The organism is Bacteroides xylanisolvens XB1A (genome assembly GCF_000210075.1).
In the GTDB taxonomy this organism is placed as follows: Bacteria; Bacteroidota; Bacteroidia; order Bacteroidales; family Bacteroidaceae; genus Bacteroides; species Bacteroides xylanisolvens.
The window spans coordinates 342,798-368,384 of the sequence record NC_021017.1; the positions used below are offsets into that span (position 1 = coordinate 342,798).

Annotated in this window: 22 protein-coding genes and 1 pseudogene; all 23 read left to right on the plus strand. The window is 36.3% G+C overall.

Features of this window, described 5'->3' with window-relative positions:
- Positions 1–464 (plus strand): Coenzyme F420 hydrogenase/dehydrogenase, beta subunit C-terminal domain (locus BXY_RS01455; protein ID WP_243442462.1); only part of this gene is annotated, 464 nt, incomplete at its 5' end.
- Positions 465–589: 125 nt separating this feature from the next.
- Positions 590–1,726, plus strand: a complete 1,137-nt coding sequence (locus BXY_RS01460) for a polysaccharide pyruvyl transferase family protein (protein WP_015531044.1) — start codon at positions 590–592, stop codon at positions 1,724–1,726.
- 28 nt (positions 1,727–1,754) lie between these two features.
- On the plus strand, positions 1,755–3,053 hold the full coding sequence (locus tag BXY_RS01465) for a hypothetical protein (protein WP_015531045.1): 1,299 nt from the start codon (positions 1,755–1,757) through the stop codon (positions 3,051–3,053).
- Positions 3,054–3,134: 81 nt separating this feature from the next.
- Positions 3,135–4,238: a glycosyltransferase WbsX family protein gene (locus tag BXY_RS01470; RefSeq protein ID WP_004303672.1), complete on the plus strand. Its 1,104-nt coding sequence runs from the start codon at positions 3,135–3,137 to the stop codon at positions 4,236–4,238.
- Between the two features lie 219 nt (positions 4,239–4,457).
- Positions 4,458–4,745 (plus strand): annotated as a pseudogene (locus BXY_RS23430) (glycosyltransferase); the annotation flags it as partial.
- Positions 4,746–4,796: 51 nt separating this feature from the next.
- Entirely contained in the window at positions 4,797–5,429 is a 633-nt protein-coding gene (locus tag BXY_RS23435; protein ID WP_243442515.1) for a glycosyltransferase family 4 protein, read from the plus strand.
- Positions 5,416–5,961 carry a serine O-acetyltransferase gene (locus tag BXY_RS01480; protein WP_015531046.1) on the plus strand — a complete coding sequence of 182 codons (546 nt, stop codon included), beginning with the start codon at positions 5,416–5,418 and terminating at the stop codon, positions 5,959–5,961. The genes BXY_RS23435 and BXY_RS01480 overlap by 14 nt, the downstream gene beginning before the upstream one ends.
- A gap of 11 nt (positions 5,962–5,972) precedes the next feature.
- Entirely contained in the window at positions 5,973–7,100 is a 1,128-nt protein-coding gene (locus BXY_RS01485; RefSeq protein WP_203462586.1) for a glycosyltransferase family 4 protein, read from the plus strand.
- A gap of 204 nt (positions 7,101–7,304) precedes the next feature.
- Positions 7,305–8,339, plus strand: a complete 1,035-nt coding sequence (locus BXY_RS01490) for an NAD-dependent epimerase (protein WP_015531047.1) — start codon at positions 7,305–7,307, stop codon at positions 8,337–8,339.
- Between the two features lie 25 nt (positions 8,340–8,364).
- Positions 8,365–9,678, plus strand: coding sequence for a UDP-glucose dehydrogenase family protein (locus BXY_RS01495; protein ID WP_004314912.1), 1,314 nt, complete (start codon positions 8,365–8,367; stop codon positions 9,676–9,678).
- 106 nt (positions 9,679–9,784) lie between these two features.
- On the plus strand, positions 9,785–10,522 hold the full coding sequence (locus tag BXY_RS01500) for a WecB/TagA/CpsF family glycosyltransferase (RefSeq protein ID WP_015531048.1): 738 nt from the start codon (positions 9,785–9,787) through the stop codon (positions 10,520–10,522).
- A gap of 13 nt (positions 10,523–10,535) precedes the next feature.
- On the plus strand, positions 10,536–11,621 hold the full coding sequence (gene gmd / locus BXY_RS01505; RefSeq protein ID WP_004314914.1) for a GDP-mannose 4,6-dehydratase: 1,086 nt from the start codon (positions 10,536–10,538) through the stop codon (positions 11,619–11,621).
- A gap of 125 nt (positions 11,622–11,746) precedes the next feature.
- Positions 11,747–13,153, plus strand: a complete 1,407-nt coding sequence (locus tag BXY_RS01510) for an undecaprenyl-phosphate glucose phosphotransferase (protein WP_004314915.1) — start codon at positions 11,747–11,749, stop codon at positions 13,151–13,153.
- A 44-nt stretch (positions 13,154–13,197) separates the two neighbouring features.
- Entirely contained in the window at positions 13,198–14,001 is an 804-nt protein-coding gene (locus BXY_RS01515) for a polysaccharide biosynthesis/export family protein (RefSeq protein WP_008016699.1), read from the plus strand.
- 11 nt (positions 14,002–14,012) lie between these two features.
- Complete coding sequence (locus BXY_RS01520) at positions 14,013–16,445, plus strand: GumC family protein (protein WP_015531049.1); 2,433 nt, start codon at positions 14,013–14,015, stop codon at positions 16,443–16,445.
- A gap of 350 nt (positions 16,446–16,795) precedes the next feature.
- Positions 16,796–18,355, plus strand: coding sequence for an ATP-binding protein (locus BXY_RS01525; protein WP_004314924.1), 1,560 nt, complete (start codon positions 16,796–16,798; stop codon positions 18,353–18,355).
- Positions 18,356–18,516: 161 nt separating this feature from the next.
- Positions 18,517–19,047 carry an HU family DNA-binding protein gene (locus tag BXY_RS01530; protein WP_004314926.1) on the plus strand — a complete coding sequence of 177 codons (531 nt, stop codon included), beginning with the start codon at positions 18,517–18,519 and terminating at the stop codon, positions 19,045–19,047.
- A gap of 68 nt (positions 19,048–19,115) precedes the next feature.
- Complete coding sequence (locus BXY_RS01535; protein WP_151433315.1) at positions 19,116–19,208, plus strand: smalltalk protein; 93 nt, start codon at positions 19,116–19,118, stop codon at positions 19,206–19,208.
- A 253-nt stretch (positions 19,209–19,461) separates the two neighbouring features.
- Positions 19,462–21,789 (plus strand): transglycosylase domain-containing protein, encoded by a 2,328-nt coding sequence (locus BXY_RS01540; protein WP_004314928.1) that lies wholly within the window; start codon positions 19,462–19,464, stop codon positions 21,787–21,789.
- Between the two features lie 103 nt (positions 21,790–21,892).
- Positions 21,893–22,279, plus strand: a complete 387-nt coding sequence (locus tag BXY_RS01545; protein ID WP_008022508.1) for a 2-amino-4-hydroxy-6-hydroxymethyldihydropteridine diphosphokinase — start codon at positions 21,893–21,895, stop codon at positions 22,277–22,279.
- A complete protein-coding gene (gene kdsB / locus BXY_RS01550) occupies positions 22,280–23,032 on the plus strand; it encodes a 3-deoxy-manno-octulosonate cytidylyltransferase (protein WP_015531050.1) in 753 nt (250 codons plus the stop codon).
- 4 nt (positions 23,033–23,036) lie between these two features.
- Positions 23,037–24,320 (plus strand): M16 family metallopeptidase, encoded by a 1,284-nt coding sequence (locus BXY_RS01555; RefSeq protein ID WP_004314936.1) that lies wholly within the window; start codon positions 23,037–23,039, stop codon positions 24,318–24,320.
- A gap of 85 nt (positions 24,321–24,405) precedes the next feature.
- The gene (locus tag BXY_RS01560; protein WP_008640042.1) at positions 24,406–25,575 is read left to right on the plus strand and encodes an MORN repeat-containing protein; all 1,170 of its coding nucleotides are present in this window, start codon (positions 24,406–24,408) and stop codon (positions 25,573–25,575) included.
- Positions 25,576–25,587 lie beyond the last annotated feature (12 nt).

Below are 25,587 nucleotides of genomic sequence, written 5' to 3' on the forward strand. Positions count from 1 at the left end.
CAGGACAAACTACTCTTGAGGGAACATGGCTTTGTTATCGGTATATGGGTATTGATAAAAGTCAGGTGATTAATATGCAATATAGGGGAAATGGGTGGCCAAGTGGGATACAAATAGAATTGTTTGATGGTAAAAAAATATATAAAAATAATTATACTAATCCTTGGAGATTAATGCATCAGTCAAAATTATTCCGTCCCAAACGTTGCCTCATGTGCAAAGAAGATATTAGCTATAAGGCGGATGTATCATTAGCAGATCCTTGGTTGGGAAAATATAAAATTAGTGACAAAATAGGTCATACAATGTTTTTAATCAATACAGAGAAGGGATTAGCTTTTATTGAAGAAATGAAAAATAAGTCGTTATTGCGGCTAATAGATTCTTCTGTGGAAGACTATATAGAAGCTCAAGGACATACTATAATGGCCAAAGATAAAGCATCGCTAAGAAAAAAAGTTTAATAATATATTATCAAAAATGGGGAATAATATATTATATAAGAAAATCATGACATTATCTCCATTCATGCTTAGATTTCATATGCTTATAATTCGAATTGTTTATAAAATTGTTAAATAAAAATACAATGAAACCATATATTATCATTTCAGGACTTAATTTTAGAGATAATAATAGAGGAACAGCAGCTTTAAGCTATGGCTCACTTTCTTTTCTGAATGAGAGAGAATTGTTATCAAAGGAGACGAAAATTCTAAATTTTCGTTTTGTGAAAAATCTTTTTAAATCAAAAAATAGGGGAACTAATATTCAAAAGATTGATATAGCAGGTGTGAAATGGGAATGTTTAACGGTTAATGTTTTTTTTGTAGAAGCTTTGTTGTTTAAATATTTGCATGTTTGTTTACCTTTTACTAATTTAGGACGAATGATAAAGCAAGTCGAGTACGTTGCTGCAATTAATGGAGGAGATGGCTTTTCAGATATTTATAATACTACCTCTTTTCTCAATCGGTTGCCTGATATCAATTTAGCAATGAAATTTAATATTCCTGTTATTATTCTTCCTCAAACATTAGGACCATTTAGAGAGAGCAAGAATAAAGCTATAGCTGACCGTATACTTTGTTACGCTAGTCAAATTTTTGTTCGTGATAATAAATATGCTTCTGATTTGGAGGCAATGGGATTGAAGTATGAACAAACGAGGGATTTGTCATACTATATGAAACCGGAACCTTTTAACATTGAAATTAAGGCTAATGCAATAGGTATTAATATAAGTGGATTGGCTTATAGCAATAAATTTAGAACTCTTTCAGGGCAATTCTCTACGTATCCATATCTCATAAATAAACTTATTGTTGATTTCCAACAGAAGAATATTGCGATTTATTTAATACCTCATTCATATAATTATCAGAAAGTAGAAGTTGCAAATGACGATTTGGAAGCTGCACGTGATGTCTATTCTAAATTGCATGATAAGAGCAATATTATACTTATTGATCAAGATTTGATTTCGCCCCAAATAAAGTTTATTATATCTCAAATGAAGTTTTTTATTGGCACACGTATGCATGCTAATTTTGCAGCTATGTATACAGGAGTACCATTGTTTGGGTTAGCATATAGTTATAAATTTCAAGGAGCATTTGAAGCAAATGGCATTTATGATAGTACAGCCATGATAAATGATATCAGTGAAAAGGAAGCAGATGCTATAGTAGAGAGAATAGTTACAAAATATAAAAGCTTGGACTAATTTTAGCCTATATTACAATATCCGCTCTATGGCATTTATTCAATCTTGGTTAACCATTATCATTCTTGTGGCTTTTTTCGTAAAGTTGCGAATAGGCCTGGTTTTGTATCTCGTTTACTTTTTTTTGGTTCCATATTTTAATATAAATTTTTTAGGGATTTCTCTGAGCTGGAATTTTGCGAATATTTTACTTCTTATTGCTTTTGTCATAGATTATTATAAACATCACGGTAAAGTTAGGTTGGATTTACGTCCATTCTATCCATTTATTTTTTTCTATGCTATGATGCTTATTATAATGCCTTTTCAGGAGTTTGTTCCAACAGATATTGCATTGAATTCATGGCGTGCAAATATGATGACTAATTTAGTATTACCAATAGTTATGTGGAATGTGTCTAGATATGATCCTAAAATCATTAGATATAGTAGAAACTGTATGATTATTGTAATTATTGTCATCGTTATATATGGAATTTTCTTGTTGACCTTGAATGGATTAAATCCTTATGTCTATTTTATGGCACAGATTAATAATGCAGAATTACGTGAGGCTCAATTTGGTGAGCAAATGGCTCGGCTTATTATCAAAATATCATCGGTGTTCACTCATCCTATGATTTTCGGTCTATTTTTAGGCTTAGCAATGGTATATCTTTATTCTTTGAAAGATAAAATAAAACCATTATTTGTATATTTATTGATGTTTTTTATTGTTGTTTGTATTTTTGTTTGTGGCATTCGTACCCCGATAGGTGCCATGTTTCTGACTGTTTTCTTTTATCTATTAATGTTACGTCGAATTAAACCGATGATATATGTCGCTGTTATAGGATTTATTGGTTATATTATTATTGAAAATATACCAGAATTATCAGCAACAATAGATTCAATTTTTATTAAAGATAGTCGCCAAACGAATGTGGAAGGTTCTTCTATTGATATGCGTATGGAGCAACTGAATGGTTGCTTCAGGGAAATACAGGATTGTTTAATTTTTGGAAAGGGATATGAATGGTGTGGTTATTACATGTCCATTCATGATCTTCACCCTGTTTTATTAGCTTTCGAGTCTCTTGTTTTCGTTGTACTTTGTAATAGTGGTATAGTAGGCTTGTGTGTGTGGGTCATTACATTTGTTTGGTTATTTAGGGGTGTATATAGAATGAATAAGAATGTTAATGTAACATTGTTTGTGATTACATTAGCTGTTTATTACATTGCTTATTCGGCTATTACAGGAGAATATGGTTATATGAAATATTTTATTATTTTCTATACGCTATTATTAATGGAGTCGAAAATATTTATAGGTAGAAAACATTGATTTGAGTAAGCTATTTGGTTTATTAGAAATATATATGTACTACTATTTTACTGTATTTTATTAAGTGTTAATATATAAGATATGATTACAAAGGCAAGAGTCATTGCATTTTACCTTCCTCAATTTCATCCAATTAAGGAAAATGACGAATGGTGGGGAAAGGGTTTTACGGAGTGGACAAATGTAGGAAAAGCTAAACCCTTGTTTAAAGGACATTATCAGCCACGAGTTCCTGCGGATTTAGGCTACTATGATTTAAGGATGCCTGAGGTTAGAGAAGCGCAAGCGGATATGGCACGTGAGGCGGGTATAGAGGGGTTTATGTATTGGCATTATTGGTTTGGTAATGGTAAGCAGATACTTGAACGTCCTTTTAATGAAGTTTTATCGTCAGGAAAACCTGATTTCCCATTTTGTTTGGGATGGGCTAATCATAGTTGGACGCGTAGGACATGGAATAGTGATGCCCAAAAACATAAGAATTTAGATTTGATGATACAAGAATATCCTGGTGATGAGGATATTGTACAGCATTTTGATAATGTATTACCTGCGTTTAAGGATAAAAGATATATCGCTGTGGATGGAAAACCTATGTTTTTGATATACGATCCCGAAGCTTTACCTGATGCAAAACACTTTATTAATATATGGCAGAATTTAGCAAAAAAAAATGGACTGTCAGGAATACATTTTGTCGGGCTCCAAAATGCAGCTGTTAATAGGTATCAAAAGATCTTTGATTTAGGTTTTGACGCATTAGCTCCTTCAAATTTGTGGCATGCGGAGGAACAATGTAAGGGACGTTGGAGTAAGTTACTTCAGCATAAGTTACGTCAAGTTTTTCCTAATTATACCCCTCTTGATAAATATAAATATAGTGATATTATTTCTAATTTTTATACATCTTATGATTATCGGGAAGATGTATATCCATCAATTATTCCTAATTGGGATAGATCACCACGAGGAGGGCGTCGTGCAGTAATTTATACTGATTCTACTCCTGCTCTTTTTGAAGAACATATAAAAACAGCATTAGAGATAATTTCAAAGAAACAGGACGAACATAAAATTCTATTTTTGAGATCTTGGAATGAATGGGCAGAGGGAAATTATGTAGAACCAGATTTGAAGTTTGGACATGGGTATTTGGATGCTTTAAAAGAGTCTATTGGAGTGTGATACTTTTTGTACAAACGGAATTTAATAGAATAACGATGTTATTGACGTATAACTTCCTTTTGTTTAATCTATTGATAACTTGTGATATAATAATATGAAAATATTGGAACTGCATTATTCTACTGCAGCTGCTGGAGCTGAAAGGTTAGTAATAGACCTATCTAATGAATTATCTGAAATAATGAATTAGTCTTATGTACTACAGATGATGACTCAATTTTGGAAAACTCATATTATAAGAATGAGATTAGTTCTAGAATAAAATATATAAATCTAAAGTGTAAGAGTGGATTAGGGATAAAATCAATTTGGCGTATCTTGAAAATTATAAAAGAAGAAAAGCCTGATATAGTACATTCTCATGCAAATCTGATTACATTATTTTTACCCGCAATATTATTGCCTGGTATAAGATATTTTCATACTATACATAATCTTGCTGAGAGATGTCTAATCAATAAAAATCTAAAATTCATATATAAATGGTTTTATAAAAAGAAAGTGCAGCCGGTGACTATTTCGCAGTTGTGTCTTGATTCATATAAGAAACTATACAATATGGATAACGCTATAAACATAGTGAATGGGCGATCAAGACTCCAGCGAACAACTGATTATGATAAAGTGACTATTGAGTTGAATGAGCTAAAGATACATGATGATGATAAGATATTCGTACATGTAGCTCGGTGTGCTAAAGCAAAGAATCAGAAGTTGTTGGTAGATACATTCAATCGTTTCTTAAATGAGGGATATCATGGTGTTTTGATATTAATTGGTACAGCGTATGATTCGGAAGAAAATATACATATTCTCAATAATGCGCAAAAAGGAATATATTGGCTAGGTGCAAAAAATAATGTTGGTGATTATCTGTTACAGGCTGATTTTTTTGTGTTATCATCTTTATTTGAGGGGCTCCCAATTTCATTATTGGAAGCGATCTCTTGTGGTGTTATACCAATATGTACACCAGCAGGTGGAATACCTGATGTAATCAATAGTGAATCTAATGGATATGTTTCTAAAAGTTTTGATGCAGATGACTTTTATTATACTTTGAAAAGAGCATTTGATGATGAAAAGTATTTTAATAGAATTCATTTAGAAGAATATTTTGAGAATAATTTCTCCATGCGTCATTGTGCAGAAGGTTATTTTAATGCATTTAGTCACAATGATACAAAGTAGGTTAGAACTTAAACGTTATCTTGAAGAAGATAAAAAACGTAATCCTTTATGTTATCCGTTTTTACAAAAAATAACATATAGTGAGAATTATATAATTCATCGATATCTAAGATTACTACGTTATTACGAATATTATTTAAATAATAGGCATTGGTATAATTTTTTGCAATATAGCTATTATTTTATCATGTATAGAAGGTATGTAGTAAAAACGAATATCTGCATATTCCCAAATACTTTGGGAGCAGGATTACAAATAATGCATCCTGGATTTAGGCGTGTTGATATAATGGTTAGGGGAGGAGATAATTGTACTTTATTGCCTCTAGTTTTATTTGGTAAAAAAAGGCCAGGTGAAAAAGGTACAATTATTATGGGAGATAATTGTTATGTAGGAACTGGTGCGACAATACTTGGTCCGGTTAGAATTGGTAGTAATGTAACTATTGCTGCAGGAGCTGTGGTGATTGATGACATTCCTGATAATTGTATTGTGGGTGGGGTTCCTGCTAAAATTATTAAGTATAAATAGTGTAGTACTAAGTGAAAAATCGTATTTATTTTTTTGCAAATTTTGGGGATTGGAGTAAAATTCCATTCGGAGGCGGGGAAGTAGGTAATAGAAGAACTCTTGCTCTATTGAGAAAACTCAATTATGATATTGTTCTAATCCCTAAATATATAAGGGTTAATGATCATTCATTAATTAATTCTATTGAGTTGTTATTTAAAATAATCTCAAATATTTTTTTGTTTGCAAAGACTTTAATAAATGGACAAAGAAAGGGGGCTATAGTTCATATTGCTGGCTTTTATGGTATAATGATATATTTTGAATATTTATTAATCGCCATAGCTAAAGTACTTCATTATAAAGTCATTTATGAAATGAGAGGTGGAGGTGCTAATAAATATTATGAAGAAGGACATTTTCTATATAAATTCTTTTTTAAAAAAGCTATAAGGAGAAGTGACGAAATATTTTCTCAAGGGAAAGAAAATTTTTCTCTAATAAAGAAAATAGATACCAATAAGAGAATCTTCTATTACCCTAATTATGTTCAAGGTGATTTTTACCCTCAGCAGTATCCTCAAAAGCCGAAAGATAAAATTAATTTGATGTATTTTGGACGATTATCTAAAACGAAGAATACCGATATCGTTATTAATACTTTTATTCTGTTGGCGAAAGAGTATAATAATGTTTATTTAGAAATTATTGGAAATAGCGAAAGTCAATTCTATACAGATTATATTAATAATAAAATTAAAGAAAGTAACTTAGAGTCTCGTATAAATATTTTACCTGCTTGTAATCATAAAGAATTGAAAAAACATTTAGTAGATAAAAGTTTTTATATTTTTCCGTCAAAAGAACCACGAGAAGGCCATTCTAATGCTTTAACTGAAGCTATGGCGTGGGGATTGATTCCTATAACGACTTCACAAGGATTTAATAGAAGTGTTATAGAAAATGATTCTCTTATTGTTGAGAAATTAGATGTGAAATGCTTCGTAAATAAAATAAAGTACATTATAGATAATGATTTGATAGAACAGTTTTCATATAATTCTTATAATCGAGTTTTATCAAACTATACGGATGAAATTGTATTGGAGAAACTAAAAGAAGAGTATGATTTCTTATTTAATGTAAAGTTTACAAGTTAATTGAAATAATTGTCAGGTATTATAAATCCTATATACTTATTGGTGAAATATTTAGTAGAGAGATTATTCTCCTGTACTGAATACTGACATACTTGCTGTCATTACAGACGAGCGACAGCCTTTTATGTGTAAATATAGATTTGCATGTTACTCTGAAATGAAAGCAAGAATGATAGAGTTGATAGATTAAACAATTTGTGATTTATGAAAATTTTAGTAACAGGTGCTGCAGGCTTTATTGGGTCTAAATTAATGGGTGTATTGGCATCTAGAGGCGATGAGGTAGTGGGGATTGATAGTATAAACAACTATTATGACGTCCGATTGAAATATGGTCGATTATCGGAAATGGGTATCATATTGAATGATGAATTTGTATGGAATCAACCGATACAAAGCTTGAGGTATGAAACTTGTAGATTTATACGGATGTCTATTGATGACCGGCATGCCATGGAAGAACTTTTTGAAAGGGAACATTTTGAAAAGGTTGTAAACTTAGCTGCGCAAGCTGGAGTGAGATATTCTATTACAAATCCATATGCTTATTTACAAAGTAATTTGGCTGGTTTCTTGAATGTATTGGAATGTTGTCGTCATTATGAGGTGAAACATTTGGTGTTTGCATCTTCTAGTTCCGTATATGGTCTAAATTCGAAAGTACCGTATTCTGAGGAAGACAAAGTGGATACTCCAGTTAGTTTGTATGCTGCAACTAAAAAAAGTAATGAATTGATGGCACATAGTTATAGTAAACTGTATGGTCTTGCTGTGACTGGACTTCGTTTCTTTACTGTTTATGGTCCATGGGGACGTCCTGATATGGCTCCTATGTTATTTGCTAGAGCTATTTCAAATGGAGAACAGATAAAGGTTTTCAATAATGGAGATATGATTCGTGATTTTACATATATTGATGATATTGTTGAAGGTACAATACGGACACTGGATCATGTTCCGGTAACACAGAAAAGCTCGAATGGAGTAGCATATAAAATATACAATATAGGATGTTCACATCCAGTAAAATTGATGGATTTTATCCATGAAATAGAATCTGCCATGGGTCATGAAGCTGAAAAAATATTCTTACCCATGCAGCCTGGAGATGTGTATCAGACTAATGCTGATACCTCCATGTTGAAAAAGGAAATTGGCTATGAACCAATGGTTACATTACACGATGGGGTTGCAAAATTCATACAATGGTATAAGTCAGAGAAAAATCCTTTAAAATAATCATTGTTATCTAAATTTTTTAATTATGAATATAGCAGTTGTAGGAACTGGATATGTTGGCTTAGTAAGTGGAACTTGTTTCGCTGAAATGGGGGTAAATGTAACGTGTGTCGATGTTAACGAAGAGAAAATCAAAAGCCTGTTAGATGGTCAAATTCCAATCTATGAACCTGGGTTAGATGAAATGGTATTACGTAATCACAGGGAAGGTAGACTAAACTTTACAACAGATTTAAAAACTTGTTTGGATAATGTAGACATCGTTTTTAGTGCTGTGGGAACACCTCCGGATGAAGATGGAAGTGCAGACTTAACTTATGTTCTGGAAGTAGCACGTACTGTAGGGCGTAATATAAACAAATATGTATTGCTTGTCACCAAATCCACCGTACCTGTAGGTACAGCTCAAAAGGTAAAAAAGGCTATTCACGAAGAGTTAGAGAAAAGAGGAGTTGATATTGAGTTTGATGTAGCTTCAAATCCGGAATTTCTGAAGGAAGGTGCTGCTATTCAGGATTTCATGAGACCAGATCGTGTGGTAGTGGGAATAGAGTCCGAAAAGGCGAAGGAGCTTATGAGTCGTTTGTATCGTCCTGTTATGCTGAATAATTTCCGAGTAATCTTTACGGATATACCTTCTGCAGAAATGATAAAGTATGCAGCAAATAGTATGTTAGCTACACGTATTTCATTTATGAATGATATAGCGAACTTGTGTGAATTAGTAGGGGCAGATGTGAACATGGTGCGAAAAGGTATTGGAGCGGATACACGTATTGGTAGTAAATTTTTATATCCTGGGTGTGGATATGGAGGTAGTTGTTTCCCTAAAGATGTGAAAGCTCTAGTTAAGACTGCTGAAAATAGAGGCTATGAAATGAGAGTGTTGAAAGCTGTAGAAGAAGTAAATGAAAATCAAAAACATATTGTGTTTAATAAACTTTGTAAGCATTACAATGGTGAACTTCATGGGAAAGTTATTGCAATTTGGGGATTAGCATTTAAACCAGAAACTGATGATATGCGTGAAGCAACAGCGTTAATCACTATTAATCAGCTAATTAAAGCTGGTTGTAAAGTTCAGGTATTTGACCCTGTAGCAATGGATGAATGTAAACGCCGTGTCGGTGAAGGAGTTACTTATGCGAAAGATATGTATGATGCAGTATTAAATGCAGATGCTTTATTGTTGTTAACGGAATGGAAACAATTTCGTTTGCCAAGTTGGGGTGTTTTGAAGCGCACAATGAATAGTCCTGTAATCATTGATGGACGTAATATATATGACCCGGTAGAAATGATGGAAAAAGGGGTTACTTATTATTGTATAGGAAGATAATACTTTTCATTTTAATTCCACTTTAAACTGAGGCGAACATCATCTTTTATACTTAATAGCACATTTCGAAAGTCCTCAGACTCAGATAATTTCTTATTTAATATATATGAAACTTTGTCTTAAAACAATTATTCTTCTGAAGAATCAGAAGGATTTATCGTCATTACCCGAAGGCAAGTTGCTGATTAATACGATTAATGCTCATTCGTATAACACTGCCTTGAAAGATCCGCTTTTTCAGGAAGCATTATTAAAAGGAGGAGCATTGATTCCAGATGGTATCAGTATGGTGCTTGCTTTTAAATTTCTACGGGGTGAAAAAATAGAACGTACAGCCGGATGGGATTTGTTTCAATATGAAATGAATAAATTAAATCAGAAAGGGGGAGTATGCTTCTTTTTGGGAAGTAGTAAGAAAACATTGTCTTTGGTGTGTGAAAAAGTGAAGACTGTCTATCCCAATATTCAAGTTAAGACTTATTCTCCTCCTTACAAATCGAGTTTTACAGAGGAAGAAAATCGAGAAATGATTAATGCAGTAAATATGGCTAATCCTGATCTGCTTTGGATTGGTATGACTGCACCCAAGCAAGAAAAATGGGCTTATGAGCATTTGAATGAACTTAATGTTCATTGTCACATAGGTACAATTGGAGCTGTATTCGATTTTTTTGCAGGAACTGTGCAGCGGGCTCCTCAATGGTGGCAGAAAAACGGATTAGAATGGGTATATCGTTTATTGAAAGAACCGAAAAGAATGTGGCGTAGGTATATTATAGGAAATGTTTTATTCTTGTGGAATATTTTAAAAGAGAAAAATGGAATGATTATGGATCATAATTAATAGAGAATATTTTATGAAAAAAATAGCATTAATTTCAGGTATTACAGGACAAGATGGTTCATTTCTGGCAGAATTTTTAATAGAAAAAGGTTATGAGGTCCACGGTATTCTTCGCCGTTCTTCATCATTCAATACAAGTCGTATCGAACATCTTTATTTAGACGAATGGGTACGTGATATGAAAAAAGACCGTTTGGTAAATCTCCATTATGGTGATATGACAGATAGTAGTTCTTTAATTCGTATTATTCAGCAAGTCCAACCAGATGAGATCTATAACTTGGCAGCTCAAAGTCATGTAAAAGTATCTTTTGATGTTCCCGAATATACAGCTGATGCTGATGCTATTGGTACACTTCGTATGTTGGAAGCGGTTCGTATTTTGGGTATGGAAAAGAAGACTAAAATTTACCAGGCTTCGACTTCTGAATTATTTGGTATGGTTCAGGAAGTTCCTCAAAAGGAAACAACACCTTTTTATCCCCGTTCTCCATATGGAGTGGCTAAGCAGTATGGTTTTTGGATTACCAAGAATTATCGTGAAAGTTATGGAATGTTTGCGGTAAATGGAATCCTGTTCAATCACGAAAGTGAGCGGAGAGGTGAAACTTTTGTAACTCGTAAAATTACGTTGGCGGCTGCACGTATTGCTCAAGGTTTACAAGACAAACTTTATTTGGGTAACCTTGATTCTCTTCGTGACTGGGGATATGCTAAAGATTATGTAGAATGTATGTGGTTGATTCTCCAACATGATGCACCTGAAGATTTTGTAATTGCTACAGGAGAGTATCATACAGTACGTGAATTTACTACGTTAGCATTTAAAGAAACAGGTGTTAATCTTTGTTGGGAAGGCAAGGGGGTAAATGAGAAGGGGATTGATGGGGCCACTGGGAAAGTTTTGGTGGAAGTAGATCCTAAATATTTTCGCCCTGCAGAAGTTGAACAATTATTGGGTGACCCTACAAAAGCAAGAACTTTACTTGGTTGGAATCCTCGGAAGACATCTTTTGAAGAACTTATAAAAATAATGGTTTCTCATGATTTGAAATTTGTAAAGAGACTCTACATGCAAGAGTCGATGAATAGAGAATAATATTGCTGTCATATTAGATAAGAATTTTGAATAGTATGTGGTAGAGTATTCTGGTATGGTATTTTTTCACTGTCGTGCACATAGGTGGTATTATGACTAATTTATATCAATCATAACTAATACATATGCAGGAAGTCCAACGTTTTAACAAAGTCCTAAAATCTTGTGTCCTTTTGGGGGATCTTATTTTGCTGAACCTGCTTTTATGGGGATTCGAACAGTTTTTGGGTAACCGCTTTTGGTGCGAGAATTGTGGTTCCATCCTTCAAGGTATGGCTTTGATAACTTTATGTTATCTACTTTGTAATATGCACTCCGGAGTCATTCTTCATCGTTCGGTAGTCCGTCCTGAACAAATCATGGTCCGTGTTTTACGTAACATGGTTCCTTTTGTATTGCTTTCAGTCTGTATTTTATTACTTTTTCATTTTGAGTTTTCTCATTCCCGGCTTTTTGGTTTGTTTTATATTGTTTTGATATTAGTAATAGTAAGCTATCGTTTGGCTTTTCGTTACTTCTTGGAACTTTATCGTAAGCAAGGAGGGAATGTTCGTAAAGTGATATTGATTGGTAGTCATGAAAACATGCAGGAGCTTTATCACGCAATGACAGATGATCCCACTTCGGGGTATCGTGTTCTTGGATATTTTGAGGATTTTCCTTCAGACCGTTACCCAAGTGATGTCTCATATTTAGGGCATCCTCAAGAGGTAAACAATTTTCTGAAGCAGAATGTCGGCCGAGTAGACCAGCTCTATTGTAGCCTTCCTTCTGCTCGTAGTGCTGAAATTGTTCCCATTATTAATTATTGTGAGAACCATTTAGTTCGTTTTTTTAGTGTTCCGAATGTACGCAATTATTTGAAACGTCGGATGCATTTTGAAATGTTGGGAAATGTTCCTGTTTTATCTATTCGTCGTGAACCTTTAGAGTTACTTGAGAACCGTATAGTAAAACGTACTTTTGATATAGTGTGTTCTACATTATTTTTATGTACGATTTTCCCATTTATTTATATTATTGTTGGAGTTGCTATAAAGATGAGTTCTCCGGGACCTATCTTTTTTAAACAGAAGCGTAGCGGTGAAGATGGAAAGGAATTCTGGTGTTATAAATTCCGTTCAATGAGAGTGAATGCTCAATGTGATACTCTTCAGGCTACAGAGCATGATCCACGTAAAACAAGGATAGGGGAGATTATAAGAAAGACTAGCATTGATGAACTACCACAATTTATTAATGTGTTTAAAGGTGATATGTCTATTGTTGGTCCACGTCCCCATATGCTAAAACATACTCAAGAGTACTCTTTACTAATAAATAAGTTTATGGTTCGTCATTTTGTTAAACCAGGTATAACGGGGTGGGCACAGGTGACTGGTTATCGTGGTGAGACAAAAGAGCTTTGGCAGATGGAAGGTCGTGTGATGCGTGATATCTGGTATATTGAGCATTGGACATTTTTATTAGATCTCTATATTATGTACAAGACAGTGTATAATGCAATTCATGGAGAAAAGGAGGCGTATTAATAAAGGTTTGGTGATTAGTTGTAATAAAATAAATAAAATAGATTATGAGAAGACTTAATAAGAAATTTGGGTTGCTGTTGTTACCTTTTTTGTTGGTAGCTTGCCAGTCGTATAAAAAAGTTCCATATTTACAGGATGTGGAAGTTGTGGAACAAGTAACTCAACAGGAGAATTTGTATGACGCTAAAATTATGCCAAAGGATTTGTTGACAATTGTAGTGTCTTGCACCAGTCCGGAATTGGCTTTACCCTTCAATTTGACAATTGCTAGTCCCAGCGGTATAGCCTCTAGTAATTCAACCTTTACCACAGCACAACCAATGCTGCAACCTTATTTGGTAGATAATGAAGGAAAAATTAATTTTCCTGTATTGGGAGAATTGAAGTTGGGAGGATTGACAAAAAAACAGGCGGAGCAGATGATTGTCGATAAATTGAAGCTATATATTACAGAAACTCCAATTGTAACAGTGCGTATGGTAAATTATAAAATATCAGTGATTGGTGAGGTGACTCGTCCGGGTACATTTACTATTTCTAATGAAAAGGTTAATTTATTAGAGGCGCTTGCTATGGCAGGTGATATGACTGTTTATGGGCTTCGTGACAATGTAAGACTCATTCGTGAAGATTCAAGCGGGAAGCAACAGATTATTACTCTAGATTTGAATAAGGCTGAAACTATTCTTTCTCCTTATTACTGGTTACAACAGAATGATATTATTTATGTGACTCCGAATAAGGCGAAAGCTCGTAATTCTGATATCGGTAATAGTACTAGTTTGTGGTTTTCTGCGACTTCTATTTTGGTATCACTTGCCAGTTTATTGTTTAATATCTTAAAGTAACGTCTTAAGAGATGAAAGAAAAAAAAGTATATAATGTGGAACAGGAAGCGAATGAAGAGAAGATTGATTTTCAGGAAATCCTGTTTAAATATTTGATTCATTGGCCTTGGTTTGTTGGAACAGTTGTTGTCTTTTTGCTAGGGGCATGGTTGTATTTGCGTATGGCTACTCCGGTATATAATATATCAGCTACAGTTCTGATAAAAGATGATAAAAAGGGGGGAGGAGCAGGTATGGCATCAGAATTGGAAAACTTAGGGTTGGACGGTTTGATCTCTTCTTCTCAAAATATCGATAATGAGATTGAAGTGCTTCGTTCTAAGACTATTGCGAAAGAAGTTGTTATAGATTTGAATTTATATATATCTTATAAAGATGAAGATGAATTTCCGGCAAAGGATATGTATAAAACTTCTCCTGTGCAAGTTAATTTGATTCCACAAGAGGCTGAATTATTGGATGATCCTATGATTGTGGAGATGGCTTTACAGCCACAAGGAAGTTTGGATATAAATGTAAAGGTGGGAGATGATGAATTCCAAAAACATTTTGATAAATTACCTGCAGTTTTCCCTACCGCAAGGGGAACATTAGCTTTTTTCATGAGTCCCGATTCTTTGATTTCTAAGGGAACTGACGATGTTGATTTGGCGAAAAAAGTTCGTAATATAACAGCGACTATAAATAATCCTTTGCGTGTAGCAAGATGGTATTGCAAAAGTATGACTATCGAGCCTACTTCGAAAACAACTTCTGTTGCAGTTATATCATTGAAGAATTCCAGCTTACGACGTGGGCAGGATTTTATTAATAAGCTTTTGGAAATGTATAATATTAATACAAATAATGATAAGAATGAAATTGCTCAAAAGACAGCAGAGTTTATTGATGAGCGTATTGGTATTATATCAAAAGAGTTAGGTAGTACTGAAGAAAGTTTGGAGACTTTTAAACGAAATGCTGGTATTACGGATTTAACGAGTGAAGCTCAAATAGCTTTGACAGGAAATGCGGAATATGAAAAGAAACGTGTAGAGAACCAAACGCAAATCAATTTGGTAGAGGATTTGCGTAGATATATGAGAGGAAATGAATATGAAGTACTTCCTGGTAATATTGGTCTGCAAGATGCTGGACTCGTAGCTCAAATTGATCGTTATAACGAAATGCTAGTAGAACGTAAACGTTTGTTGCGCACTTCTACAGAAAACAATCCTACAATTATAAATCTGGATACAAGTATTCGTGCGATGAAGATGAATGTGGATGTTACTCTTGATCGTACTTTACAGGGACTACTGATAACAAAAGCAGATTTGGATCGTGAAGCTAGTCGTTTTTCTCGCCGTATCAATGAGGCTCCGGGACAGGAGCGTCAGTTTGTGAGTATTGCTCGTCAGCAAGAGATCAAGTCTGGATTGTATCTGTTGCTTCTCCAGAAACGTGAAGAGAATGCTATTACTTTAGCTGCTACAGCTAACAATGCTAAAATAATTGATGATGCTATTGCTGATGAAATTCCTGTATCACCTAAAGGTAAGATGATTTATTTAGTTGCTTTAGTTCTAGGTGTCGGAATTCCTGTAGGTGTCATCTATTTAATCAATTTGACTAAGTTTAGGATTGAAGGTCGTTCTGATGTAGAAAAGCTCACTAGTATACCTATTGTCGGTGATATCCCATTAACTGATGAAAAGCAGGGAGCTATTGCCGTATTTGAGAATCAAAACAACCTGATGAGCGAAACCTTCCGTAATATTCGAACGAATCTTCAATTTATGCTTGAAAATGATAAGAAAGTGATTTTAGTTACTTCTACAGTTAGTGGTGAAGGTAAATCTTTCATTTCAGCTAATCTTGCTATCAGCCTTTCTTTATTAGGCAAAAAGGTTATTATTGTCGGTTTGGATATTCGTAAACCGGGTTTGAATAAGGTATTTAATATTCCAAGAAAAGAAGTGGGTATAACTCAATACTTGGCCAATCCGGAAAAGAATTTGATGGATTTGGTGCAGCTCTCTGATGTTAGCAAGAATTTGTATATTCTTCCTGGTGGAACAGTTCCTCCTAACCCGACTGAATTGTTGGCACGTGATGGATTAGATAAAGCAATTGAAACATTCAAGAAAAGTTTTGATTATGTAATTCTGGATACAGCTCCTGTTGGTATGGTAACTGATACATTGCTGATAGGGCGTGTGGCTGATTTATCTGTTTATGTTTGTCGTGCAGATTATACTCACAAGAATGAGTATACTTTGATCAATGAACTTGCTGAAAATAATAAATTACCTAAGCTGTGTACTGTAATTAATGGTTTGGATTTGAAGAGAAGAAAGTACGGTTATTATTACGGTTATGGCAAATATGGCAAGTATTACGGTTATGGTAAACGATACGGTTACGGTTATGGATATGGAGAACAAACTCACGACAAGGAATAATAAATCCAACTAATATAAAGGTAAATAAACTTCGATGCTGGATGCATAGATGAGATCCATTGATGACCTCTATTTTAAGTTAATAATGTCATAGAGTACTTTTAATACTTTACACAAAAGTGAGATGAAACATGTAGGTCCCTAACTTTATGCTACACACATGAAGAACCCTACATTTTGTGGTCAGGAAATATACAGCGGTGTATTCCTGATCAACGCCCTCATGTCGGTGCAAATCCGATGTGATTTCTATAATATCAACTGTCTGTGAAGATCGTTGATATTTTTTTTGTAAAACAGTGAATGGTGCGATGAATATTTTTTGTAGCTTTGTGAAAAATCGAATTGAAATGGAAAATTTACGAAGATACCCCATCGGAATACAGACTTTTTCGGAAATACGGAAAAGTAATTACCTTTATATTGATAAAACGGAATATGTGTATTGGATGGTACATTTCACTAAATACGTATTCTTGAGTCGTCCTCGTCGTTTTGGTAAGTCATTGTTGACTTCTACATTACATAGTTATTTCTCTGGTCAGAAAGAATTATTTCAAGGGTTGGCTATAGAAAAGCTGGAAAAGGAGTGGACGGAATATCCAGTGCTTCACTTTGATATGAGTACAGCCAAGCATGCAGACTGTGAACAGCTGTTGCAAGAGTTGAATATGAAGCTAATTCGTTATGAGGAGGTTTACGGAAAGATGGAGGGAGAGGTTAATCCAAATCAGCGTCTGGAAGGACTCATCAAGCGCGCTTACGAGCAGACAGGGAAACAAGTGGTTGTGCTGATAGATGAATACGATGCTCCTCTGCTGGATGTAGTACACGAGGAAGAGAGGCTTGGCGTATTGCGTAACATTATGCGCAATTTCTACAGCCCTCTTAAAGCGTGTGATCCTTATTTGCGGTATGTGTTTTTGACCGGTATCACCAAATTCTCCCAACTTAGTATATTTAGTGAATTGAACAATATCAAGAATATTAGCATGAATGAGTCTTATGCTGCCATTTGCGGTATTACAGAAAACGAGATACTTGTCCAAATGAAAGATGATGTAGACGCATTAGCCCAAAAACTGGAGGTTACTTCTGAAGAGGTATTGGCAAAACTGAAAGAAAACTACGACGGCTATCATTTCACTTATCCGTCTCCTGATATATATAATCCATTCAGTTTGCTTAACGCTTTTGCAGATGGTAAATTTAATTCTTATTGGTTTGGTAGTGGTACACCTACTTATTTGATAAAGATGCTGGATAAATTTGGTGTAGCGCCTTCCGAGATAGGGAGAAAAACTGCGGTTGCGGAGGATTTTGATGCACCTACAGAAAGAATGGTGAGCATTACTCCATTGTTATATCAAAGTGGCTATATCACGATAAAAGATTATGATAAGGAGTTAGATTTATATACATTGGATATTCCTAATAAGGAGGTCAGAATAGGTTTGATGAAAAGTCTTCTTCCTAATTATGTTGCTAGTAAAACACCGGAAGCCAATACTATGGTAGCTTATCTTTCCCGTGATATTCGTAATGGTGATATGGATGCTGCTTTACGTCGTTTGCAAACGTTTCTGTCTACCATTCCTCAATGTGATAATACGAAATATGAGGGGCACTACCAACAGATGTTTTATATTATATTCAGTTTGTTGGGCTATTATGTAGATGTGGAGGTTCGTACTGCCAGTGGACGGGTGGATATGGTGCTTCGTACAAAGACTACGTTGTATGTGATGGAATTGAAATTGGACAAGAGTGCGGATAGGGCGATGGAGCAAATTGATCTGAAGAATTACCCCAAACGTTTTGCTTTGTGCGGATTGCCTATAGTAAAGGTGGCTGTCAGTTTTGATAGCGAACAGTGTACAATAGGGGAATGGAAAATTCTAAAAGTTTAATTATATTGCTGATTAATAAATTGTTATATACTAGTATGAATATAAAGAGCTCCGCAAGGGGCTTTTTTCTTTTCTATCCGGAATAAAAGCTTCACCTTTGCAGTGTTGATCAACAAAACGTGAATAAATAATTTGAATTTAAATCTTTAAAAAAACGTAGTATGAGTGTAATTTACAAAGTCATTACGCGCCCAACAGATCCGCGTGTTCCCAATTCTCCCAAGAGATATTATCCGCATCTGATCACTTTAGGTCAGTCTGTCAACCTGAAATATATTGCACAGAAAATGCAGGATCGTTCTTCGCTGTCTGTTGGTGATATCAAGAGTGTGATCCAGAATTTTGTGGAAAAGATGAAGGAACAGTTGCTGGAAGGTAAGTCTGTGAATATTGAAGGTCTGGGCGTCTTTATGTTGACTGCCCGTTCGAAAGGTGCCGAACTGGCGAAGGATATTAATGCAAAAAGTGTAGAGAGCGTTCGTATCTTTTTTCAGGCGAATAAAGAGCTGCGCGTTACAAAGACTGCTACTCGTGCAGATGAGAAGTTGGATTTGATTAGCTTGGATGAATATCTGAAGAAGCTTAATATGACAATTTCTCCTAATGATCCTGAAAAACCGGATGATGGCGGAGAAGAAGGCGGAGGAAATGAAAGTGGCGGTAGCGGAGAAGCACCGGATCCTGCCGCATAATGAATTGTCAATTAACGATTGATGGTTAGGGTGTTTATTTAGTGTTTAATAAAAAAAGAAAAATGTCTATGAAAAAAACGTGGAGTATTATTTTGAAAGTGATTATTGCTGTTGCTGGTGCAATTGCCGGAGTGGTCGGTGTGCAGGCAGCAAACTTGTAATTGATTATCTTATAAATAGGTATATTTATGAATGAATAACAGGCGGGAAAAATCCCGCCTGTTTGTGTTTTAGATATAATAGAGGATTACTTTCTTGAAAAATGCTCTTTTTTGTTTTGTTTCGTGCTATTTGTTATGAGTGCCGCTCCATATTTTAACAAAATAGAAATTATAATCAAACTCGTTGGCTGAATAGCGGATTTTATCTACCTTTGTACCTTAATTAAATGCGTCATTTTAAGCAAGAAAAAACATGATTCGAAAAATAATAAAGGCTCTTTGGATATTTCTGGCAGTCATTGTGTTGGCTATTGTTGTCATCTTTGTCTCTATCTCAAAGGGTTGGATTGGTTATATGCCTCCTGTAGAGGAACTTGAAAATCCGAGTTATAAATTTGCAACGGAGATTTTCTCTGAAGATGAAAAAGTGCTTGGCACGTGGTCTTACAGTAAGGAAAACCGGGTGTACACAGCTTACAAGGATTTGTCGCCTAGTATTATCAATGCTCTTATTGCAACGGAAGATGTTCGTTTTGTCGAACATTCAGGAATTGATGCCAAGGCATTGTTTCGTGCGTTTGTAAAACGTGGTTTGATGTTTCAGAAAAATGCAGGTGGAGGTAGCACCTTGTCGCAACAGCTTGCCAAACAGTTGTTTACAGAGAATGTGGCGAGAAATACACTGCAACGTCTTTTCCAGAAACCGATTGAATGGGTGATTGCGGTGAAGCTTGAACGTTACTACACCAAAGAGGAAATATTGAGTATGTATCTCAATAAATTTGATTTCCTGAATAATGCGGTTGGTATTAAAACTGCTGCGCATACCTATTTCGGCTGTGAACCGAAGGATTTGAAGATTGAAGAAGCGGCTACGCTGGTTGGTATGTGTAAGAATCCGTCGCTTTATAATCCGGTTCGTTTCAACGAACGTTCCCGTGGCCGTCGTAATGTAGTGCTTGAGCAGATGCGTAAAGCTGGTTATATCACAGATGCAGAATGTGATTCTTTGCAGGCTCTTCCGCTGAAACTAAAATATAACCGCGTTGACCACAAAGAGGGATTGGCTACCTATTTCCGCGAATATCTCCGTGGTGTGATGACAGCACCGAAACCGGTAAAAAGTGATTATCGTGGTTGGCAAATGCAAAAATTCTACGAAGATTCTATCGCGTGGGAAACTAACCCGTTGTATGGTTGGTGTGCAAAAAATAAAAAGAAAGACGGTACGAATTATAACATCTATACAGATGGATTGAAGATTTATACGACGATCAATTCACGTATGCAGCAATATGCAGAGGATGCAGTAAAAGAGCATTTAGGTGATTATTTGCAACCTGTGTTTTTCAAAGAAAAAGAGGGAAGCAAAAATGCTCCATACGCAAGATCACTGCCGGAAAAACGAGTGGAGGAGTTGCTGACAAAAGCTATGAAGCAGACGGATCGTTATCGTCTTATGAAAGAGGCGGGAGCTTCGGAACAGCAGATTCGTAAAGCGTTCGATACCCCGGAAGAAATGACTGTCTTTTCCTGGAAGGGAGATAAAGATACAATTATGACACCGATGGATTCCATCCGTTACTACAAATCTTTCCTGCGAACAGGATTCATGTCGATGGATCCGGTAAGCGGGCATGTGAAGGCTTATGTAGGCGGACCGAATTATGTATATTTCCAGTATGATATGGCAATGGTGGGACGTCGTCAGGTGGGATCTACTATCAAACCGTATTTGTATACATTAGCAATGGAAAATGGATTTTCTCCTTGCGACCAGACACGCCACGTAGAGCAAACGTTGATTGATGAGAACGGAACTCCTTGGACGCCTCGTAATGCAAATAATAAACGTTATGGGGAAATGGTGACTCTGAAGTGGGGATTGGCTAATTCTGACAACTGGATTTCTGCTTATTTGATGGGCAAACTGAATCCGTATAATCTTGTACGTTTGATCCATAGTTTTGGGGTTCGTAATAAAGCAATCGACCCGGTGGTTTCGCTTTGTCTGGGACCTTGTGAAATTTCTGTGGGTGAGATGGTAAGTGCATATACAGCTTTTGCCAATAAAGGAATTCGTGTGGCTCCATTGTTTGTTACACGCATTGAAGATAGTGATGGTAATGTGCTTTCTACCTTTGCACCGCAAATGGAGGAGGTGATAAGTATTTCAAGTGCATATAAAATGCTGGTTATGTTGCGCGCCGTTATTAATGAAGGAACAGGTGGGCGTGTTCGTCGTTATGGAATTACCGCCGATATGGGTGGAAAAACAGGTACGACCAATGATAACTCTGATGCCTGGTTTATGGGATTCACTCCTTCATTGGTATCCGGTTGTTGGGTAGGAGGTGATGAACGTGACATTCACTTTGGTAGAATGACTTATGGTCAGGGAGCTGCCGCTGCTTTGCCTATTTGGGCATTGTATATGAAGAAAGTGTATGATGACCCGACTTTGGGATATGACCAGCAGGAGAAATTTAAACTCCCTGAAGGATTTGATCCATGTGCCGGTTCGGAAACTCCGGACGGAGAGGTGATAGAAGAGGGGGGATTGGACGATCTTTTTAACTAAGTCTGAAATAAGTATTAACCCGTAGCGTTTGGGGCACTGAACTGTAGGTGTAATATCTTTAATATCTAATGTTTAATACCTAATACTTAATACTTATCTTTTAATGCATAGGTATATTGTTTGCATAGGGAGTAATTACAACAGGAAAGAGAATTTGACTTTTGCCAGACAGGAACTGACTGAATCGTTCTCTTCTATATGTTTTGCGCCCGAATTGGAAACTGAACCTTTGTTTTTTAAGAATCCGGCCTTGTTTTCCAACCAAGTGGTTATGTTCTTTTCCGATAAGGATGAAGAGGTAGTGAGGAAAATGCTGAAAGATATAGAACAAAGGTCCGGACGTCGTCCGGAAGATAAAAAAGAGGAGAAAGTTTGTCTGGACATTGACATGCTTTTATATGATAACAAAATAGTAAAACCGGAAGATTGGCAAAGGGGATATATACAACAGTCATTATCTGCCTTCCATTCTTCATTATTTATTAAGTAGATGAAATTTCTTGGAATTATACCTGCCCGCTATGCATCCACTCGTTTTCCTGCAAAACCGTTGGCTATGTTGGGTGGAAAAACTGTTATACAACGTGTGTATGAGCAAGTGGCTGGCGTTTTGGATGACGCTTATGTAGCCACGGACGATGAGCGTATTGAAGCTGCTGTCAAGGCGTTCGGAGGTAAGGTTGTGATGACTTCTGTTCATCACAAAAGCGGTACGGATCGCTGTTATGAAGCTTGTACAAAGATTGGAGGTGACTTTGATGTCGTGGTTAATATACAAGGAGATGAACCTTTTATTCAGCCTTCACAATTGGATGCGGTAAAGGCTTGTTTCGAAGATGTAACCACGCAGATTGCCACGCTGGTGAAACCTTTTACTGCAGATGAACCGTTTGCTGTACTGGAAAACGTAAATTCACCGAAAGTGGTAGTCAATAAGAACTGGAACGCGCTTTATTTTAGCCGCTCCATTATTCCTTATCAGCGTAATGCCGAGAAACAGGACTGGCTGAAGGGACATACCTACTACAAGCATATCGGACTGTATGCCTATCGTACAGATGTGCTGAAAGAGATAACCATGCTTCCGCAGTCTTCTCTGGAACTGGCTGAATCTTTGGAGCAGCTCCGTTGGCTGGAGAACGGATATAAGATAAAGGTAGGCATTAGTGAAGTAGAAACCATCGGAATCGATACCCCGCAAGATTTGGAACGGGCAGAAGAGTTTTTGAAGAATAGAATCTAATCGTATGGATCGTAAAATACAACCTGAAATACAAACCCTGAAAAATTTTCGTATACTTCCTCCCGTCCGAATGACATTGCCAAATGGTATTCCATTGACTGTTATTAATGCGGGTGAACAGGAAGTAGTACGCATGGATGTGCTTTTCGCTGGAGCCCGTTGGCAGCAGTCGCAGAAACTGCAAGCCTTGTTTACAAACCGGATGTTGCGCGAAGGTACGACAAAATATACGGCTGCCACCATTGCCGAGAAACTGGATTACTATGGTTCGTGGCTCGAACTGTCCAGCTCGTCGGAGTATGCATACATCACTGTTTATTCGTTGAATAAGTATTTGGCGAAAACATTGGAGGTGGTAGAATCCATGATTAAAGAACCGCTTTTCCCGGAGAAAGAATTGCATACTATCCTCGATACCAATATCCAACAATATCTGGTCAATACTTCCAAAGTTGATTTCCTGGCACATCGCAGCCTGTTGAAGTCGCTTTATGGCGAACAGCATCCATGTGGTAAAATAGTGGTGGAGGAAGATTATCATGCTATCACTCCGGAAGTGCTTCGTGAATTTTATGAACGGTATTACCATTCGGGCAATTGCTCTATATTCTTGTCCGGCAAGGTGACGGAGGATATTATCAGCCGGGTGACGGATACATTCGGCACTTCTTTTGGTCAACATCAACAGCCGGCATTGAAATTAAGTTTTCCTTTTACTGCCGTTTCCGAAAAGAGAATTTTTATAGAACGTGAGGATGCTATGCAGAGTGCTGTAAAGATGGGATATACAACCATCACTCGTAACCATCCTGATTATCTGAAACTCCGGGTATTGATGACTTTATTCGGAGGCTATTTCGGCAGTCGGCTGATGTCTAATATCCGTGAAGAAAAGGGGTATACTTATGGCATTTCAGCGGGGATCATGTTTTATCCGGATAGCGGATTGCTGGCTATCTCGACAGAAACGGATAATGAATATGTGGAACCGTTGATACAGGAAGTATATCATGAAATTGACCGTCTGCATCAGGAACCTGTGTCGATGGAAGAACTGACTATCGTACGCAACTATATGTTGGGCGAAATGTGCCGTAGTTATGAGTCTCCTTTCTCACTTTCGGATGCATGGATCTTTATTGCTACTTCCGGTCTGGATGATGACTACTTTTCACGTTCTCTGCTGGCTGTAAACGAGGTTACTCCTGCAGAAATACAAGATTTGGCACAACGCTATTTGTGCAAAGAGACATTAAAAGAGGTCATTGCAGGTAAAAAGTTGTCATAAATTGCTTTCCGAAAGTGGGCTGTTTGGGATAGAAATTGTATCTTTGTCCAAATTGTAATTCTAAAATGAGTAACGACTAAAACCAATGAGGAAATATCTATATACTACACTTTTATTGGCTCTCCTTGCACAAGAGGGAGTAATGGCACAAGAAAATGAAGGAAAGAAAGGCGGATTTTTCGGAAAAATTAAAGATACATTCTCCACTGAAATAAAGATTGGCAACTATACTTTTAAGGATGGCAGTGTCTATACGGGAGAAATGAAAGGCCGAAAACCGAACGGAAAAGGAAAAACGGTTTTTAAAAACGGTGATGTCTTTGAAGGTGAATATGTGAAAGGGAAACGTGAAGGATATGGAATTTATATGTTCCCTGACGGAGAAAAGTACGAAGGACAGTGGTTCCAGGACCAGCAGCACGGAAAAGGTATCTATTATTTTATGAATAACAACCGTTACGACGGTATGTGGTATCAGGATTATCAGCATGGTGAAGGAACTATGTATTATCATAACGGTGATTTGTATGTAGGTCATTGGGTGAATGATAAACGTGAAGGCGAAGGTACATATACTTGGGCAAACGGTGCCAAATATACCGGTCACTGGAAAAATGATAAGAAGAACGGCAAAGGTACCATGAACTGGGATGACGGCTCTAAATACGATGGAGACTGGAAGGATGATGTTCGTCACGGAAAAGGGGTCTTTGAATATACCAATGGAGATAAATATGATGGTGACTGGGCGGATGATATTCAACATGGAAAAGGTACTTATTACTTTCACACGGGCGACCGTTATGAGGGCTCGTATCTCTTAGGTGAGCGAACCGGTCCAGGAGTTTATTACCATGCTAACGGTGATAAATATGTAGGTAATTTCAAGAACGGCATGCAAGACGGAAAAGGTACTTTTACCTGGGCGAATGGTGCTGTGTATGAAGGAAGCTGGAAAAATAATAAACGTGATGGTAAAGGAGTTTATAAATGGAGCAATGGCGATGTTTATGACGGTGACTGGAAAGATAACCGTCCCAATGGACAAGGCACTCTGAAAACTGTTGCTGGTATGCAATATAAAGGTGGGTTCGTTGATGGATTGGAAGAGGGTCAAGGCGTACAAATCGACAAAGATGGTAATCGCTTCGATGGCTTTTTCAAACAAGGAAAGAAGGATGGTCCTTTTGTCGAAACAGATAAAGATGGAAAAGTGATTAAAAAAGGAACCTATAAATTCGGAAGACTCCAATAAAATGATGAATGA